Source organism: Microcoleus sp. B13-B6 (assembly GCF_036705405.1).
Lineage (GTDB): Bacteria > Cyanobacteriota > Cyanobacteriia > Cyanobacteriales > Microcoleaceae > Microcoleus.
In genome coordinates, this window is record NZ_JAUBUJ010000098.1 from 1 (window position 1) to 17,920 (window position 17,920).

13 protein-coding genes and 1 tRNA gene are annotated in these 17,920 nt (G+C 45.2%); 11 read left to right on the plus strand and 3 right to left on the minus strand.

All coding sequences use genetic code 11. The annotated features are described in order from the left end of the window. Window positions 1–369: 369 nt before the first annotated feature. Together QUB35_RS31155 and QUB35_RS31160 are read right to left on the minus strand one after the other, a co-directional pair. On the minus strand, window positions 370–1,242 hold the full coding sequence (locus QUB35_RS31155) for a tetratricopeptide repeat protein (RefSeq protein WP_445252052.1): 873 nt from the start codon (window positions 1,240–1,242) through the stop codon (window positions 370–372). A 358-nt stretch (window positions 1,243–1,600) separates the two neighbouring features. After that, entirely contained in the window at window positions 1,601–4,858 is a 3,258-nt protein-coding gene (locus tag QUB35_RS31160; protein WP_333145565.1) for an ATP-binding protein, read from the minus strand. Window positions 4,859–5,254: 396 nt separating this feature from the next. On the opposite strand from QUB35_RS31160, the gene QUB35_RS31165 reads away from it, so the two are divergent. The 8 genes from QUB35_RS31165 (at window position 5,255) to QUB35_RS31200 (ending at window position 13,053) form a co-directional block, all read left to right on the plus strand. After that, window positions 5,255–6,190 (plus strand): circadian clock protein KaiA, encoded by a 936-nt coding sequence (locus tag QUB35_RS31165; RefSeq protein ID WP_333145567.1) that lies wholly within the window; start codon window positions 5,255–5,257, stop codon window positions 6,188–6,190. A 188-nt stretch (window positions 6,191–6,378) separates the two neighbouring features. Further along, window positions 6,379–6,693 carry a circadian clock protein KaiB gene (gene kaiB, locus QUB35_RS31170; protein ID WP_236503428.1) on the plus strand — a complete coding sequence of 105 codons (315 nt, stop codon included), beginning with the start codon at window positions 6,379–6,381 and terminating at the stop codon, window positions 6,691–6,693. Window positions 6,694–7,040: 347 nt separating this feature from the next. Next, window positions 7,041–8,603, plus strand: coding sequence for a circadian clock protein KaiC (kaiC, locus tag QUB35_RS31175; RefSeq protein WP_333145571.1), 1,563 nt, complete (start codon window positions 7,041–7,043; stop codon window positions 8,601–8,603). Window positions 8,604–9,055: 452 nt separating this feature from the next. Further along, on the plus strand, window positions 9,056–9,292 hold the full coding sequence (locus tag QUB35_RS31180; RefSeq protein WP_333145573.1) for a hypothetical protein: 237 nt from the start codon (window positions 9,056–9,058) through the stop codon (window positions 9,290–9,292). A 157-nt stretch (window positions 9,293–9,449) separates the two neighbouring features. Further along, window positions 9,450–9,692, plus strand: a complete 243-nt coding sequence (locus QUB35_RS31185) for an EAL domain-containing protein (protein WP_333145575.1) — start codon at window positions 9,450–9,452, stop codon at window positions 9,690–9,692. Window positions 9,693–10,015: 323 nt separating this feature from the next. Beyond that, window positions 10,016–10,831 carry an alpha/beta hydrolase gene (locus tag QUB35_RS31190; RefSeq protein WP_333145577.1) on the plus strand — a complete coding sequence of 272 codons (816 nt, stop codon included), beginning with the start codon at window positions 10,016–10,018 and terminating at the stop codon, window positions 10,829–10,831. Window positions 10,832–10,845: 14 nt separating this feature from the next. Further along, window positions 10,846–12,453 carry a diguanylate cyclase domain-containing protein gene (locus QUB35_RS31195; RefSeq protein ID WP_333145579.1) on the plus strand — a complete coding sequence of 536 codons (1,608 nt, stop codon included), beginning with the start codon at window positions 10,846–10,848 and terminating at the stop codon, window positions 12,451–12,453. A gap of 435 nt (window positions 12,454–12,888) precedes the next feature. Continuing rightward, window positions 12,889–13,053 (plus strand): hypothetical protein, encoded by a 165-nt coding sequence (locus QUB35_RS31200; protein WP_333145581.1) that lies wholly within the window; start codon window positions 12,889–12,891, stop codon window positions 13,051–13,053. 66 nt (window positions 13,054–13,119) lie between these two features. Here the strand turns inward: QUB35_RS31200 and QUB35_RS31205 are convergent. Beyond that, window positions 13,120–13,192 (minus strand) — tRNA-Arg (locus QUB35_RS31205). An 86-nt stretch (window positions 13,193–13,278) separates the two neighbouring features. On the opposite strand from QUB35_RS31205, the gene QUB35_RS31210 reads away from it, so the two are divergent. The 3 genes from QUB35_RS31210 to QUB35_RS31220 all read left to right on the plus strand — a co-directional run bounded on the left by QUB35_RS31210 (window position 13,279) and on the right by QUB35_RS31220 (window position 17,857). Then, window positions 13,279–13,473: a hypothetical protein gene (locus QUB35_RS31210; protein ID WP_333145583.1), complete on the plus strand. Its 195-nt coding sequence runs from the start codon at window positions 13,279–13,281 to the stop codon at window positions 13,471–13,473. Between the two features lie 87 nt (window positions 13,474–13,560). Further along, on the plus strand, window positions 13,561–16,428 hold the full coding sequence (locus QUB35_RS31215) for an ATP-binding protein (RefSeq protein ID WP_333145586.1): 2,868 nt from the start codon (window positions 13,561–13,563) through the stop codon (window positions 16,426–16,428). Continuing rightward, the gene (locus QUB35_RS31220; protein WP_333145587.1) at window positions 16,421–17,857 is read left to right on the plus strand and encodes a response regulator; all 1,437 of its coding nucleotides are present in this window, start codon (window positions 16,421–16,423) and stop codon (window positions 17,855–17,857) included. Before QUB35_RS31215 ends, QUB35_RS31220 begins: the two co-directional genes overlap by 8 nt. The last annotated feature ends 63 nt before the right edge of the window (window positions 17,858–17,920 follow it).

Sequence of the window (17,920 nt, forward strand, 5' to 3'; positions counted from 1 at the left end):
CTACCCCCTATCTATCGGGCAACCGGGCGTGGGATTGCCCCTACAATAATTATGCAAATGATTTAGGATTGCTATAATACCAAATCCGGGTTTACTACCCCTTTTTTTTTGTATTATTTGTCATTGCGAGGAAGGAAGCAATCGCAGAGACTAAGCGATTGCTTCGTTCCTCGCAATGATATCAACTCCGCTAGCATCGTCGGGCGTAAAATCGAATCAACAGTCAATACTCAACTATCATTCAGTTTTTCGACTCCAAGTTAACAGTCAACAGTCAACAGTCAACAGTCAACAATAATTCCGGTGCAACCGGAATTGATATGACGGAGGGTTCGTCATGATATTAAACCCGGATTTGGGATCGGGCGACTACATTGGAGGGGGTGGGGCGTCTTGAATTTTAGCCAGTGCTGCTTTCATTTCAGGAGTGGCTAGCAACTTTTGGGTATCTGCGATCAAACGATCGCCCCAGAGGTTTTCTTTGAGATATTCTACGGTAGCATACCGTTTGTCGAGTTTTAGAGCTGCTTCTCCCATCGCTAAGCCTTTTTCTTTGTCACCTTTTGTGTACAATGCTACTGCTAGAGCTAGCATTGCTTCGGCTGCTTTGTCGTCGATCACGATCGCTTCTTGCCAGCGTTTGATGGCGCTATCAACATCTCCCATTTCGTATTTGACTAATCCGATATTGTTAATAGCCGGCCACAGGTTTTTTTCTAAAGCAAAGGCTTTTTCGTATTGGGCGATCGCCTGATCGAACCGCTTCAGCTTATAAAAAGCATTGCCTAAATCAAATAATGCACCGGGAGTGTCTGGTTTTAGTTTTAATCCTGCTTGCAAATATTCGACTGCTTTCTCGTAGTTCGTTTTCCGAAAATGAGCTTCTCCCAAGACAAATTTAATTGATGGATTTTCTGGCGACAGAGATTGAGCTTGCCCCAAAGCTTCAATGCCTTTGTCAAACTGCTCGACTTGAAGGTACAAGCTGCCTAACAAAGTCCAAGTTTGAGCATTTTTTGGCGCTAACTGTGTGGCGAGTTCGGCTCTGGGTACCGCTAGTTGGTACTGCTGGAGTCTGGCTAGCTGGACGGCTTCTTCTGCAAGGCTCAAGGCCGTTTGTTCGAGTTGGGCCGAGTCGATTTGCAGGGTGTAAGGCAGGAGTGCCTGTGCAACAGCAGGCTCGGGCATTGTCCACAAACCGAGTGCGAGTAGCAGAGATATTAAAGGAATGCGATTAGGCACTGTACAGCCCCAGAAAAAAATATAAGGGTTTCTCGATCGCCTATAATAACTCATATTTTTGAGTTTTGATATTGCTTCTTGACTCGCAACACTTCTGGGTTTTCATTTAAATACTTCTCAAATTATGTTTGCACTCAGGATAGCCGTTTTTCTTCACTATTTTAGAGACGACTGAGAAGGTCACTACAAACAAGCTAAGTTATGAGCTATTATAAAGTTGAATCAGTTAATAAATAAGGCTTCGCGGTTGTCAGTTAAAGCTCTACAAAATTCTGTTTTAGCTCATAAATAATAGTTTATTTTTACGGATTTATAAACGAGTTAATTCCGCACTACAAACCTGGTAAATCCTTCATTTTTACGAGCTTGAGTGAGTTAATAAAGCCTGTTGAATTTTGTCTAACAATTGTGCTGCCGATAAGGAAGAAGGCAAAATTTTGGCAGATACTTCTTGCAGTAGAAAGTCGATCGACTCGGATTCCGAATTTACGGCAGACCGATAATCCCAGACTAAAATTGGCAGTTTTACTGCCATTTGGCGCAGGTTGGATAGCGCCTGCAGCATAGCGGTTGATTCTGAGGGGGCATCTCGCAAACACAGCAAAACTAAGTCAACGCTTTGATATTGCAACTGCTGCAAAACTTCTGTCCAGCAGGGAGCGATCGACCCTCGAAATCCTGCGGTGTGGATGTACTGGATCAAAGCTTGAAAGTTGGGAGTAGAAAACTGGGAATTGGGGAGGGGAATCTCGGCATTTGTCGATCGATCGCCATGTTCCAATTCTTCCGTTGGGTTCCCCCCAGAAGAGGAGTGCAAATCGGGTAAAGTCGAAATGTCGGCAAATAAAATGCTGGGCTTCCAACTCATGCCCGCAGCAACTTGAATTACTTGCCACAAAGCACTTGGTATTAACCCGGTTGGTGAATTTTCACCGTCGTCGGGACTGCTAGTGGCTAAACAGGGAAATACCGACAATCCTTTGACTTGATTTGCCAGTTGCGTAGTTCGGGAGTCTAAAGTCACCAAGGGGAGAGAACCCAAATTTCGAGACCGACTTAACTGTTCGATAAAAGCTAAGGGGTTTTGCAGTTGACTTGTACCATCCAAGACGATCGCGTCGGGCCGCCAAATTCTTGCCACGAGTTCTGCTTGGCCGAGGTCGTCTGCTTCTAAAACCCGGCAGTAGTTGGGGTTGAGCAGTAAAGCGGAACCTTGAGACGAACTGTTTTGCGGGCTGAGCCACAACACGGTTAAAGGACTTTTTACTTTCGGGCTACTAGCATTACTTTTGCCGATCAAGTCTCCCAGCAGCCGCCGCAAAGCGGGTTCTTCCACCGGCAAGCTCAAAAAGCCTTCGGCCCTGTTGACACTGGCCCGTTCTTTTTCGCCTCTGGTGGCCGTGACGATCGCCGGAATCGATCGGGTATCCGGGTCACTCTTGAGCAGCGTCAGCACGTCCCAACCCGACAGCAGTGGCAGCAGCGGGTTGAGGAAAATCGCTTCGGGACTGAACCTGCGAGCTTTTTCCAGCGCTTCGGTGCCGGAACGGGCGACTATTACTTGGTAGCCCAAACCTGAGATGACGTTGGTTAAATCTTCGATATATTTGGGAACTGCTTCGACTATTAATACTAAACGAGAGCGAGAATTGGCGATCGGAATCTGATATTGGGGTTTTAATAATTCTTCCTCAGCGGCTCCCGGTGCCGGGACTTCTTCACTCCTATTTCCCGGAGGATTTGGTGGCAGCAGCAGGGTAAATTGAGAGCCTTGGTTTTCGGAGGAAATAAACGAAACGTCTCCGCCGTGGAGCCGAGCTAGGCGTTGAGTTAGTACCAGTCCCAGTCCGGTTCCTTGAAAGCGCCTGGTGAGGGGGCTTTCTAGCTGTTGGAATTTCTGAAATATCAGGTGCTGTTTGTCGGTGGGGATGCCGATGCCAGTGTCCCAAACTGTGAATGCGATCCAGCCTTCCCAAACATTTACTTTCAATCCGATTTTGCCACCAAGCTCGGTGAATTTTAGGGCATTGGAAAGGAGGTTAACCAGCATTTGCCGCAGCCGCAGTTCGTCGGCAATTAAGTGGCTCAGTCCCGGTTCTATTTCGAGTGTAAATTCTATTTGGGCGGATGGTTCTGCGTTTGCTGTACCGTCCGTTGTGCTCGGAACGGGAGGGTTTTTTTCTTCTTGCTGTTGCAGTTGTTTTGCTTGTTCAAAGGCTCTTTGGCAGGTTGATGCTATTTCGACCGGTTCGGGAATTAGTTCTAGCTGCCCGGTTTCCATCCGGGTCAAGTCTAAAATGTCGTTAACTATTGTCATCAAATGCCGCCCGCTTTTATGGATTAGTTTGGCGTAGCGTGTTTGGCGATCGTTGAGTTCTCCGATCAATTTATCTTTGAGGAGGCTGGACAAACCGAGGACGGCGGTGAGCGGGGTTTTTAGTTCGTGGCTGATGCAGGATAAAAATTCGTCTTTTAGTCTGTTGAGGTGGATTAAATCTGCGTTTTTCGCTGCTAGTTCTTTGGCGACTAAATGTTCTTCGGTGACATCTTGTCCCATTACTAAAATTAGCTTGTCTGAGAGTGGCTGTTTGACAAATTGCCAGATCCGTTCTTGACCTTTTTGTAGGGGGCACTCGCAAATGTAGGTGTCTGGTTTGCCGGCGGTGGGGCACCAAGCTGGAGCGGTTAAGGTTGAGGGGGAGGCGGCAGCGTACAGGGGCAGCGGGCAACTGGCGGCTGCGGTTGAATCACGCGCGGCGAAGCTATCCCGCAGGGAATCGTCCGATCTACTTGCTCCTACTAGGCTCCTGGACTCTTTGGTGATGGCCTCTAACTGCACGCTATTGTATTCGCTTGTTAAATGGCTTGGTTTGCGGGGCGAGTGTTTACCCAAATTTGCTGCTGGTTCTGGAACTGGTTCTGGGCCTGCTCCCAGCAAAATCCGCCACGCTGCGTTTTGGCTGACTATTTGTGCGGTAGGGGTTTGCAATCTCAGGGGCAGGGGCAGTTTTTCCAACAGTTCCACTAGGGAGTTCAGGTTTTCCGAAGGTTTCAATCCTGCTTCTAGAAAGCGCACTTGAGCGCCTAGGGCCGTGGCGATGGCTTCGGCAACAGGTTTTAATTCGATTTCTTTGACGGCTGTTGCCTGCTCTGGGAGGCTGCTGAGAGAGCTGCTGTTAAGTGCGGCGAATTGCAGCAGGCTCAGGCTGTCTAGCATTCCTAAAAATTGACCGCTGGCATCTGTGAGGGCGATCGGGTTGTTTGATGAAATGCCTGCGGTTTGACGGTTTGGCCGGGCTGGGGTGTTCTGTTCCTCTGTTTGCAGGTACTGCCAGAATTCGCTGACGCTCATAGCGGCGGGTAATGCCCTGACTGGTTCGATCGCGATCGGGCTTTCTGACAAAGGTTGCTGCCCGTCGTTTGTGCGATCGGCTCCCCAAGCCCAAAGGCTGCGGAGGTACACTAATCCCAGCGGCTGTAACTGTTCGTTGACTACTGCGACTCGATCGCAGTTGCAGGATCTGAAAATTGACTGCAGCGATTCTAGCGCACCCGTTTGGAGGCACAGCGGCACTGGATCTATAAAATTTTTGAGACTGGGGGTGGTGACTGGCATAACAAACCTGAGAGTCTGCTCGCGAGAGCAGTAATATTTTTGATGCTCAATGTAGCTGCGAATTTCTGTATCTTATTTGTTTTATATCAGTTCGCTATCAGGCTCGGTATCCGCACCGAGACCGGGGAGTCCGATGCCTACACCTGATTTGAGGCGACTAGCAATTATTTTAAGGCTTAAGCTTAATTGCAGAAATCACGCTCAGGGTGCTTGACACAAAAACCACGGAGTAGACTTTGATTCTTCCTCTTGTAGAAGCGCATCACTTATTTTGCGGTTAAGATTGGTTAAAATAAATGTTGAGATGATTGTTAAAATGTTAAGTTTTTTGTAAAGGAGATATCAACTCTGAGCGATCCAGCACTTTCAGGCAACTTAGGTGGTACACCTACAGCTTTGCTTCCTCAACTGTCTATCGGTATTTTTGTCCGCTCTGAGGAAATCGCAGCCTCTGCGATCGAGCTTTTGAGAGGCGATCGCTATGCTTTAACGCACATTAAGTCGGCAGTAGAGCTTTTGGGGTTCCTTAAGCACAATTATCACCTTGATTGTTTGGTTTTGGAGGTGGATGGGGATCTGCGATCGCTTCTGGGCAAGCTGCAAGAACGATCGCTCTTTTTGCCTGCTGTGATTTTTTCGCCTCACGCGCAGGTAGATGGCAGGCCCGAAGCACCATATTCAGATGGTTTTGAGGCGGCAGCCTGTACCGCCAACAAGAGTCTAGACGAAAGCTGTGCTTTTTTTTATCACCCTGCTGAGGTGCAACTGGCAATCGCTCGAGCGAGCGAAATAGCTGCAGGTATCGATCGGGCGATCGCACAATTTCTGAAGCTTTCAACTCCGGTTCCTGTCAATTACCAATCCGTAACAATCGATGCGACAGCCCAATTGACTGCTCAAAGTTTGCTCAGCCGACAGCAGCGGCGGCTGGCGGAAAAATTACGGGAGCGATTAGGATACTTAGGTGTGTATTATAAAAGAAATTCCCAGATTTTTTTGAGAAATCTGTCGGGCCCAGAGAAACAAAAGTTTTTGGAGCAACTCAAGTCAAGTTATCGCGGCATCGTTTTGAATTATTTTTCTCAAGATGCTGCGGTCAACAATCAAATAGATGAATTTGTGAATTTGGCTTTTTTTGCTGACGTTCCCGTGACTCAAATTGTAGAAATTCACATGGAATTGATGGACGAGTTTGCTAAACAGCTAAAATTAGAAGGACGCAGCGAGGAAATATTGCTTGATTACCGTTTGACCCTGATTGACGCGATCGCTCATATGTGCGAGATGTATCGGCGATCGATTCCGAAAGAAACATCTCAAGGTAGAATGTAGCAGGGATTAGGCCTAATTTAAGAAAGAAAAGGTAGAAGGTAGAATCTAACAAAAAAGAAAGCAGCCGACCAACGGCCGCGCGAGCGCGAGGCAGCAATTATTATAAAATAACAAAGAACAGCGGATTTAAGACAAATAACAACTACAACTAACATCTGACAACTAATACTCAACATTTAAAAAAGTTCATGAGTCCTCTGAAGAAAACCTACGTTCTGAAGCTGTACGTTGCGGGGAATACTCCCAACTCAGTGCGAGCTTTGAAAACCCTAAAGGACATCCTAGAACAAGAATTTCAAGGCGTCTACGCGCTGAAAGTCATAGATGTTCTCAAAAATCCTCAGCTAGCAGAAGAGGACAAAATATTGGCAACCCCGACGCTGGCAAAAATCCTGCCGCCGCCGGTGCGAAAAATTATTGGCGATTTGTCCGATCGTGAGAAAGTTCTGATAGGATTAGATTTGCTCTATGAAGAACTTCGCGAAGAAGACATGAATTCATAAGATAATCAGGTAAGAGTCAGTCGATTTTAGATTTGAGACTTCGGTTTGACGTGAAACGTTCGGCGAGCGCGAGCGTCGAAGCGTCGAGTCCCGCGATCGTCGAACGATTTTAGATTTTAGGTTTACTCAACAGATGAATCTGGGAGGTTGAACAAAAGTCTAAAATTTTTATCTTTCCACGACAGGAGTACGTGGCACGGTATCGGTTTTTGGGCGGGGTCATTAGTCAGCAGTCAGCAGTCATTAGTTATTGAGCAAGAGCCAAAACTAAAAGCTGGGTACAAAGACTCATGATCCGCGGTTAATGAGTGACAACTAAAGAATACTGAGAGTTGACAAAAATCGACATGAATGAAATTAGTCAAACGGTTCAACGAAAAGGATTGGTAACGCCAGGAGTTGAAAAAATTCGCACGATGATTGAGGGTTTCGATGACATCAGTCACGGCGGAATGCCACTCGGCAGAACCACCCTAGTCAGCGGCACGTCAGGAACGGGAAAAACTTTATTTGCCGTACAATTTCTCTATAACGGAATTACCCATTTTGACGAAGCGGGAGTGTTCGTAACTTTTGAAGAATCTCCGACAGATATTATTAAAAATGCTTGCAGTTTCGGTTGGGATCTGGCACAGTTAATCGAGGAAGGCAAGCTATTTATTTTGGACGCTTCCCCCGATCCGGAAGGTCAAGATATCGTAGGAAATTTTGATTTATCAGCCTTAATTGAGCGAATTCAGTACGCCATTCGCAAATACAAAGCCAAGCGGGTTTCTATAGATTCGGTGACAGCCGTATTTCAGCAGTACGACGCTGCATCGGTGGTGCGCCGAGAAATTTTTCGCTTAGTTGCGCGCCTCAAACAAGTAGGAGCAACTACAGTTATGACTACGGAACGGGTGGAAGAATACGGCCCGGTGGCTCGGTTTGGGGTGGAAGAGTTTGTGTCGGATAATGTGGTGATTGTTCGCAACGTATTGGAAGGAGAACGCCGCCGCCGCACCATCGAAATTTTGAAGTTGCGCGGTACAACTCACATGAAGGGCGAATATCCTTTTACTATGACTAATGACGGAATTAATATTTTCCCATTGGGGGCGATGCGATTAACTCAAAAGTCTTCAAACGTGCGGGTTTCTTCGGGCGATAAAACTCTCGACGAGATGTGCGGTGGCGGTTTCTTCAAAGACTCGATTATTTTGGCTACGGGTGCAACGGGAACAGGCAAAACGCTGTTGGTTAGCAAGTTCTTGCAGAATGCTTGTATGAACGGCAATCGGGCGCTGTTGTTTGCCTATGAAGAGTCGCGGGCCCAGTTGTTCCGCAATGCTTATTCTTGGGGAATTGATTTTGAGGAAATGGAAGAGAAAGGACTGTTGAAGCTGCTGTGCACTTACCCGGAATCGGCGGGTCTGGAAGACCACTTGCAGAGTATTAAATCAGAAATTGCTGAGTTCAAACCTTCTCGAATTGCTATAGACTCGCTGTCGGCGTTAGCTAGAGGTGTCAGCAATAATGCTTTCAGGCAATTTGTGATCGGAGTGACAGGTTTTGCGAAGCAGGAAGAAATAACCGGCTTTTTCACGAATACAAGCGACCAGTTTATGGGTTCTCATTCGATTACGGACTCCCATATTTCTACGATTACTGACACGATTATCATGTTACAGTATGTAGAGATTCGAGGAGAAATGTCGCGGGCAATTAATGTGTTTAAGATGCGCGGTTCGTGGCACGACAAAGGAATTCGAGAATACACAATTACTGAAAGAGGGCCGCAAATTAAAGATTCGTTCAGTGGTTACGAACGGATTATCAGCGGTTCTCCGAGTCGGATTACGATTAATGAGAAGAGTGAGCTATCGCGGATTCTCCAGGGTGTGCAAGGTCAAGACGATGAGGATATTTGAGAGTTAGTAGTGATTGGTCGTTAAAAGTAGGTTGGGTTGAGCGAGGAAACCCAACTTTTTTAATTTGAGGAGTTGGTGAACATTTATAGCAACCGCAACAATGTTTGGGAGGTTCTTAAGTGCTAAAATCTGAGCTTTTATTGCCTTCTTCATCAGCGCATTTTGCTGTAGCAATCCCACTAAATAGGTTGTGGTAAAAATCTAGGGGTAAGCTGTTGTGCCTCTAAATTGTATATTTCAATGACATCTCAAAAATCATCAAATTCTGTCCCAATCCGATTCTAGAACATACCAGAAAATCTTTCTGGCCTAGCAGCTTAGTGCCGCGTCGTGCCTATCCCTACTACCCCTAGATTAGCGGAACCACGGGGGATTGCCTTTACAAAGATATTAAGACTAATTTTATTATCAAAAATCATTACCTTGGCGATCGCAAATCTCTGGAATTGTGCTTGGAAAGCCAATACTTGCTGTACTATCAACCTCAGCTATATTGGCAAAGAGGTAGCCTTGCTCGTGTTAAAGTTATAGTAGGAGGGTATTCTCCTGAACTAGGTTGGATTCATCGCCATCGATGTATTCCCATCGCCGAAAAAACTGGATTGATTTTGCCCGAAGAGCAAATGGGTTTTAGAGCAAGCTTGCTGGCAATATCAGCAGTGGCTAGCAGCAGGACTAATTCTTCCTAATATGGCGGTGAATCTGTCGGCACGTCAACTCACCCAACCGACTTTAATCGCTAAGAGCGATCGCACTGTTGAGCGCACCGAAAAGAAACCGAAATATCTCTAGCTATAGATTACGGGAACGGTAATGATGCTTAATGTTGACATTACCTAAAATCTTTTGAGCCAATTATCGGAGCATGGTATGGGGATTTTTGTCGATGATTTTGAGACTCCCTATGCTGCTTTTAACAATCTGAAAAATGTTCCCGTGAAGTCGCTCAAATTTACTCGCTTATTTGGGTGTGATTTAGCCAGCGATCCGATCGCTCGCTCAATTGCCAAAGCCCTAGTTGCAATGGTACATCGCTTAAATCCGATCGCAATTGCCGAAGGAATTGAAACCCCAGCGCAATGGCAATAGTTACAAGCCTCGGCTGTGAAATCGGGCAGCGTTATATGGGGAGCATCTCATATTTGTAAAAACACTTCTTCTGGCTCCTTCCTTCTTCCTTCTGACTCTTTTCTCCTGGCTCCTGACTCCTGACTCCTAACTCCAATTTCTAGCGGAGGGCTGCTTTCATTGAGATGCTCCCGTTATATGTTTAGCCAGCCTGTCAGTGCTGAGGTTGCCACTCAATTAATCCGACATCCTGAATTGTTGTCTACCACTATGTGGGATAAGCAATCCTCCCTCATAAAAGCGCGCAAAAGTCTTATAATCAATTTAATGCTCGTGTTGCTCAAATGACTGACAAATTTTTTTTACGGAATAATATAAAATTGTTTGGACAAGGCACCCAGACCATAATGTTTGCTCATGGATTTGGGTGCGATCAAAATATGTGGCGTTTCGTAACACCGGCCTTCGAGAAGGACTACAAAATCCTCCTATTTGATTATGTAGGTTCGGGACAGTCGGATATTAGTGCCTACAGTCCTGAACGGTACAGCCACATCAATGGCTATGTTCAGGATGTCCTCGATATCTGTGAAGAATTGGCGTTGACGGATGTGATTTTTGTCGGTCATTCTGTCAGCAGTATGATCGGCCTTCTGTCCTCAATTCAAGCTCCTAATTACTTTAATCGCCTGATTTTCGTAGGGCCTTCACCCTGCTACATCAATGATTTACCGAATTATTACGGAGGGTTTGAGCGCAAAGATATTGAGGATCTCCTCGATATCATGGAGAAAAATTACATTGGTTGGGCAAGCTTTATGGCGCCAATGGTGATGCAGAATGAGGAGCGTCCAGAGTTAAGTGAGGAACTTGAGGCAAGTTTTTGTTCCACCGATCCGGTAGTTGCAAGTCGCTTTGCCGAGGTAACTTTTTACTCTGACAATCGCAGTGATTTACCGAAGGCCTCAGTACCTTCACTGATATTGCAATGTAGTGAGGACATGGTAGCTCCCACCGAGGTAGGGCATTATCTCCACCGCCACCTGCCTAAAAGTACGCTACGGCTGATGAAAGCTACGGGACATTGCCCGCACATGAGTCATCCACAAGAGACGATCGAGATGATTAAGGAGTATTTGAGTGTACCTCATACTACCTGATTTGTATGGCAAACATGACCTACCAGATAGACGAGCTACTCAACACGTCACCCTGTGGATTCCTCTCGTTTGCTGACGATGGTACGATCCTAATGGTCAACGCCACATTAGTGCAATTACTCGGACACGAACCCGATGAACTGCGGGGACAGAAGATGGAATCCATTCTGCCGATCGCCAGCCGGATTTTCTATCAAACCCATTTCTTCCCCCTGTTGAAGCTCCACGGTAAAGTAGAGGAAATTTACTTCTCATTAAGGTCGAAGGAGGGTAGTGAGATACCCATGCTGATCAACGCTGTGCGTCGAGAGAAGGGAGGAAGCTTCATCAACGATTGCATCTTGATCTGTATCCGCCAGCGTATCCTGTACGAAGGTGAAATTATTAAAGCAAAAAAAGCAGCCGAGGCAGCTATTCTCGCCCAAAAGCAAGCGGAAATCGCCCTGCGGAAACAGTACGACAAGGCGATATTACTTCAAGAAATTACTCAACACATCCGTCAATCTCTTGATTTGTCTACAATTTTTGAGATTGCTTCCCAGGAGATTCGCGTGTTTCTTGATGCCGAGCGCGTCGGCATATTTAAGTTCTATCCTGACAGTAATTTTGGATATGGTGAGTTTGTTTCAGAATCCGTAGGCGAAGGATGTAAATTGGTAAGCAAAAATCAATTTAACGACCCGTGTGGTGGTGAACCATATCCTGATTCATATCAAGAATGGAGAATGCAGGTAGTTGAAAATATCAATAATATTGACCTTCAACACTGTTACCGCGCTCTTTGGAAACAATTTCCGGTTCGGGCTAATTTAGTTGCGCCGTTGCTCAATGGACAAGATTTGTGGGGGTTGTTATGTATTCATCAATGTTCTGCTCCTCGGCAATGGGAAGAATTTGAAATTGACCTTGTTAAACAGATTGCTAATCAGTTAGCGATCGCAATTAAACAAGCGGATATTTTTCAGAAGTTGCAGAAGGAATTGGTAGAAAGGCAGCAGGCTCAAGCGCGCATGAGAGAAATTAATCAACAACTGGCACTCTCTAACGAAGAACTAGCCCGCGCTACTCATCTCTTAGAACAAGTGGTAAATATTGATGGGTTGACTCAAATTGCTAATCGCCGCTGTTTTAATGACCGCTTAGAGCAGGAATGGCAGCGGCTATACCGGGAACAAAAACCTATTTCTCTTTTGTTGTTTGATGTGGATTATTTCAAACGCTATAATGATTGCTACGGTCATCAAATGGGGGATAGTTGTCTGTTCAAACTTGCTCAGACTGTGCAAGAAGTGGTCTACCGTCCGGCGGATTTAGTGGCGCGTTACGGCGGAGAAGAATTTGCCATCATTTTGCCTAATACAGATATTGAAGGAGCGAGTTCGGTGGCCCAACGGATTCACGCTGCTATTCAAGCTTTACATATTCCTCACAAAACCTCTGATGTGAGCGATGTAGTTACTATTAGTATGGGTATCGCCAACTTGATTCCGATTTCGGAACTATCATCGGCTGACTTGATTGCGATCGCCGATCGTTCACTCTACCGTGCCAAGCAACAGGGGCGCAATCAGTCCGCGACCTGCGACTACAGCGGCGATTCGATTTTTGACACTGACGCTTAAATCACATTGACACCGAGGACAAAAATTTGTCCCCGGTCTCTCAAAATCAGTCATAAAAAATACTCGGTAAGTGGGAAACGAGCGTGGCTTCAGCCCGCTCGTGGAAAACGACACGGCGATTTCAATCGCCTTGAATCCCCTTGCGGGGTTAGAGGGGTATGGTTGCCCCTCTATGGAGATATGGTTGTCTCCGAGTCCCTTTCGGGTAATGTTAGCTTCGCCAAGGTTATAAGAGCTTTTTAGACCTGCAACACTTTCGAGCGTGACTTTAAGACTGTTTAATTGCTTCGGACAGAGCGGAAAACTAGCTTCGCATTCAAGGAGTGTCGTGACTCAAATAACGTAGTCAGTTAAGACTTAAGCTGGTCAGAATAGCTTGTAATTTCTTACAAGCTCAGTGGCTTTAGCCCTGAGTTCCTGACTCTATAAATTTAAATGAGCACGGAGCGATTGGAAAACTCCGCTCCGACCGTCGCAGAATTTTCAGAGCCAGCCGACCTGCTCAACCAGTTGAAAGCGCGACGCAAAAAGTCCGGCGCAAACTTGGCAGATATGGAGGTGGTTTTGGAGATACTTGGAACAGATGGGAGCGAAATTTGAGCGGAAAATAGGACTATCGGTAATACAATTAACCTGAAACCCTTACTCCGCAAAAGACATAGAAAGTGAGCACGGAGGGATTTGAACCCCCGACCCTCAGGACCGGAACCTGATGCTCTATCCACTGAGCTACGTGCCCTCGACTTTTTAGAGTATAACACGTCTTGCGGAAAATGGCGAGTGCCGATCGCAAATTTCCTGGCCGGCCTCCAAACCGCTTGACCCATGCGGATTAAACTCGCCCGTGCGATCGAATATCAGGCTGTTCTCGAAGCCAGAGACTGCAACTTTTACCTAAATGGTAACAATAATACGACAATGGGTAAAATAATAGCCATTAATCGAGCAAACATTAGGTTCACATTCGATCGGGGTCGATCGCCTGCCATAGCTAAAATAGCCCGCATCAATTTCCCCTAGCTAACCGGCAGTAAATAAATGGTGCTGCAGTTAAGACAGGTTGTGCAAATACGGCTCTAGACTAAGTTCACCAAACCCCTCAATCTTATGGTTTCTAAAATTTTAGACAAATTACCGCTGCGAACTGTTCTCATAGTTCCATTTATACTGCAAATAGTGGGAGGCGTGGGGCTCGTAGGATATCTGTCTTTTAGAAACGGGCAAAAAGCAGTTAATAACCTTGCCAGTCAGTTAATGAGCGAGGTGAGTTTGCGTGTCGAGCAAAACCTGCAAGTTTACCTGACTACTCCCCATCAAATCAATCAAACCAAGCTGGATGCTGTCAAGCTCGGCTTGTTAAAGATGGAAAACTTATCAGCTTGGGATAAATATCTTTGGCGCCAAGTACAATTATATCCCTATATCAATTTTACCTCCGTTGGCAACAAGCATGGAGATTATAGATGCGGTCAACAACTTTCTAACGGCTCCCGAATGATTAATGTGATAGACCCATCTACTGGGTTTAATTTTAATTCTTACAATACGAACGCTCTCGGCGATCGCACTACAATTACCACCCTTGCCAAAAACTATGATCATCGGCAACATCCTGCGTACCAAAAAGCCGTCAAAGTCGGCAAACCTACTTGGAGTTCGGTTTTTGTTTCCTTACTAGAACCGACATTACTTATCAGCGCTATCCAACCCGTATACACCTACAAAAATCAGCTAGAAGGAGTCTTATTTGCTGCTTTGCGTCTCGACCATCTTGGGAGATTTCTCAACAGTCTCAAAGTTGGCAAATCCGGTCAAACATTTATTATAGATCGCCAGGGTACTTTGTTAGCAACTTCCACAACAGAAAAACCGTTTCGCACTAAAGGTAATGAAAGACAATTGTTTAAAGTGGAAGAAAGCAGCAACCCTTTTACTCAAGCGACAGCTAAATATTTGACTGCCAAGTTTAAAAAATTAGACCAAATTAAAAAATCCGAGTTATTGAGCTTTGACATAGATGACAAGCGACAATTTTTAAAAGTCTTGCCGTTTCAAGACGGCAAAGGTTTAGACTGGCTGATTGTCGTAGTTGTTCCCGAAGCAGATTTCACCAAAGAAATCGATGCTAATACCCGCACAGCGATTTTGCTGTGTTTCGCAGCTTTAGGAGTAGCTGTGGCGATTGGCATTCTGACTTCTCAGTGGGTAACAAATCCTATTTTGAGCTTAAATATAGCAGCCAAAAATATTGCTAAAGGTGAATGGGACAAAACAGTAGAAAGCGAACGTTCTGACGAATTAGGGGAATTAGCGAAATCATTTAACAGCATGGCTCAACAACTGCAACAATCTTTTGAAACTTTAGAACAGCGAGTGCAAGAGCGGACGGCAGAATTGGCTGTAGCGAAAGACAAAGCGGAAGTAGCGAACCAAGCTAAAAGCACTTTTCTTGCTAATATGAGCCACGAATTGCGATCGCCTCTCAATGCAATTCTCGGCTTTTCCCAACTGATGACTCGCAGCCAAACTCTCTCCCCAGAAGATCAAGAAAATATTAGCATAATTAGCAGCAGCGGAGAACACCTGCTCACCCTGATTAATAACGTACTCGATTTATCTAAAATTGAATCGGGGCGCACCACCCTAAATTCCAAAAAATTAGACCTTTTCCGCCTGCTAAACGACTTGGAAGATATGTTTCAAATCAAAGCAGATGACAAGCACCTGCAGTTAGTTTTTGAGCGCAGTCCCGAAGTGCCACAATACGTAGAAACGGACGATTTAAAATTGCGGCAAATCTTAATTAATCTGCTCAATAACTCTCTTAAATTTACCGATGAAGGCAGTGTAGCGGTAAGAGTTAGCAAGCAGTCACTAGGCAGAAATCAGCAGGCAGAAGGGGGATTTTTTTATCCATCTGAAGTATCAAATGATACTGAAATCTCCGCCATCAATGGTATCAAAATCTCTCAATTCAGTCCGTCGAACAACCCGATCATTGCCACCAAAAATGACGATTCAGCTTCTACCTCTTCCTTCTTTCTTCATTTTGAAGTCGAGGATACTGGACCCGGTATTGCTACCAATGAATTAGACGATCTTTTTGAACCCTTCGTGCAAACCAAGACAGGCAAAGATTCGCAAGAAGGTACCGGCTTGGGATTGCCCATCAGTCGCAAATTTGTAGAATTAATGGGCGGCGAAATGAGCGTCTGTTCTGCTGTGGGTAAGGGAACTAATTTTAAGTTTGACATTCAAGTTATTGCGGTCGAGGCGACTGATATTGAAAGCCCAAAACCGAGCAGGAATGTTATTGCCCTGGTTCCCAACCAACAGACCTATCGAATTTTGATAGTAGACGATAAACCGCTGAACCGCCAACTGTTAATTAAAATCCTGTCTCCTCTGGGTTTTGAACTAAAAGAAGCTACTAACGGTCAAGAAGCTATTGAGATTTGCGATAGTTGGGAACCGCATCTCATTTGGATGGACATGAGAATGCCTGTGATGGACGGCTACGAAGCTACGCAATACATTAAAGGTACTATTAAAGGTCAAGCTACACCTATTATTGCGCTGACAGCGAGCGTTTTGGAGGAAGAACGGGCAGTTATTTTATCGGCGGGCTGCGATGCTTTTATGAGGAAGCCTTTCCGGGAAGCCGATATTTTTGATGCTATGCACAAACATATCGGAGTGCGCTATATTTATGAAGATGCGGATCAAACGGATTTATCGGCAATCAAAGAGGGCGATCGCGCTATGAGTGCGACTGATTTCGTAAACTTGCCTGATTCACTGGTAGCTGATTTAAAGCTAGCTATACTGAATGCAGATATGGAGTTAATTAATACCTTGATAGAGCAAATTCGATTAAAGGATGCAGTAACGGCTGGTGCGATCGCAACTTGTATAGAAAATTTTGAGTACGACAAAGTTTTAAATTTAATTTCGGAAGCAATATCACATGAATAACGACATTCCTAGCACCGATCGCGGTAATATTTTAGTAGTTGACGACACCCCAGCTAATTTGCGGCTGCTAGCCGGAATTTTGAATAGCAAGGGTTATAAAGTGCGCCCGGTACCTAGTGGCGACTTAGCCCTTTCGGCGGCAAAAGGTATGCCTCCAGATTTGATTTTGCTGGATATTATGATGCCCGAAATGAATGGATATGAAGTTTGCGAAAAGCTCAAAGCTGATGAAGGAACTTGCGACATTCCGGTGATTTTTATTAGCGCGATTAATGACGTACTTGATAAGGTCAAAGCCTTTGCAGTGGGCGGGGTAGATTATATTACCAAGCCCTTTCAGGTGGAAGAGGTTCTAGTTAGGGTAGAAACCCATTTAGCAATGTGCCAGTTGCGAAAAAGACTCCAACAAAAAAATAATGAACTTACAGTTACTTTAGACCAACTGCAAGCTACTCAGAATCAATTAGTGCAATCAGAAAAAATGGCGGCATTAGGGCAACTAATTGCCGGCATTGCTCACGAAATTAATACGCCGCTGGGGGCAATTCGGTCGTCTATTGGAAATATTACCAGCTTTTTGGATAACAATCTCGAAAGTTTGCCAGTTTTTTTTAAAGAACTGTCAGCCGAACGCCAGCACGATTTCTTGCGCTTGATGTACAGTTCTAGTCAACAAAATTACTCTTTATCTACGCGAGAAAAACGGGTATTGAAAAAAGGCGTGAAGCAGGAACTAGAGTCGGAAGGCATTGACAATGCGGACAGCATTGCTAGCATTTTAATCAATATCGGATTGCAAGGAAATCTGCAAGAATTCTTGTCGTTGCTCAAAGATCCTGACAGCGAAAATATTATAAAAACAGCCTACGAGTTTGCTAGCATTCACAGAAGCGCCCGAACCATCGCTACCGCTACTGAACGCGCTGCAAAAGTCGTCTTTGCTCTAAAAAATTATGCGCGTTACGATGTAAATGGGGAAAAAATACAAGTGAATATTACGGACGGAATTGAAACTGTATTAACTCTTTATCAAAACCACATCAAGCAGGGTGTGGAAGTCATCAGAAACTATCAAGATCAATTGCCTGTGGTACTGTGTTATCCCGACGAACTCAATCAAGTTTGGACAAATTTAATTCACAATGCCTTACAAGCGATGGACAATCAAGGAACTTTAACAATTGACGCGGTACAACAAGATACCAGCGTGTTGGTCAAAATTATTGACAGCGGTAAGGGAATTCAACCAGAGATTATTCGGAAAATTTTTGAGCCGTTTTTTACTACCAAACCTGCGGGAGAAGGCAGCGGGTTGGGATTGGATATTGTGAAAAAAATAATTGAAAAACATCAGGGTAAAATTGATGTGGAGTCGAGGCCAGGTAAAACAGCATTTACCGTGTCTTTGCCGATTAATTTAACTGAGTAGGTAAAGCGCCGCAGAGCGAAGTCTGGGGCGAAAATTTGCAGTCTAGCCACGCAGAATGTAGAA

Coding starts and splice junctions, on each gene's coding strand:
- QUB35_RS31160 (WP_333145565.1), bottom strand. CDS start 4,858: ATGCCAGTCACCACCCCCAGTCTCAAAAATTTTATAGATCCAGTGCCG.
- kaiB (WP_236503428.1), top strand. CDS start 6,379: ATGAGTCCTCTGAAGAAAACCTACGTTCTGAAGCTGTACGTTGCGGGG.
- kaiC (WP_333145571.1), top strand. CDS start 7,041: ATGAATGAAATTAGTCAAACGGTTCAACGAAAAGGATTGGTAACGCCA.
- QUB35_RS31190 (WP_333145577.1), top strand. CDS start 10,016: ATGACTGACAAATTTTTTTTACGGAATAATATAAAATTGTTTGGACAA.
- QUB35_RS31195 (WP_333145579.1), top strand. CDS start 10,846: ATGACCTACCAGATAGACGAGCTACTCAACACGTCACCCTGTGGATTC.
- QUB35_RS31200 (WP_333145581.1), top strand. CDS start 12,889: ATGAGCACGGAGCGATTGGAAAACTCCGCTCCGACCGTCGCAGAATTT.
- QUB35_RS31210 (WP_333145583.1), top strand. CDS start 13,279: ATGCGGATTAAACTCGCCCGTGCGATCGAATATCAGGCTGTTCTCGAA.
- QUB35_RS31215 (WP_333145586.1), top strand. CDS start 13,561: ATGGTTTCTAAAATTTTAGACAAATTACCGCTGCGAACTGTTCTCATA.
- QUB35_RS31220 (WP_333145587.1), top strand. CDS start 16,421: ATGAATAACGACATTCCTAGCACCGATCGCGGTAATATTTTAGTAGTT.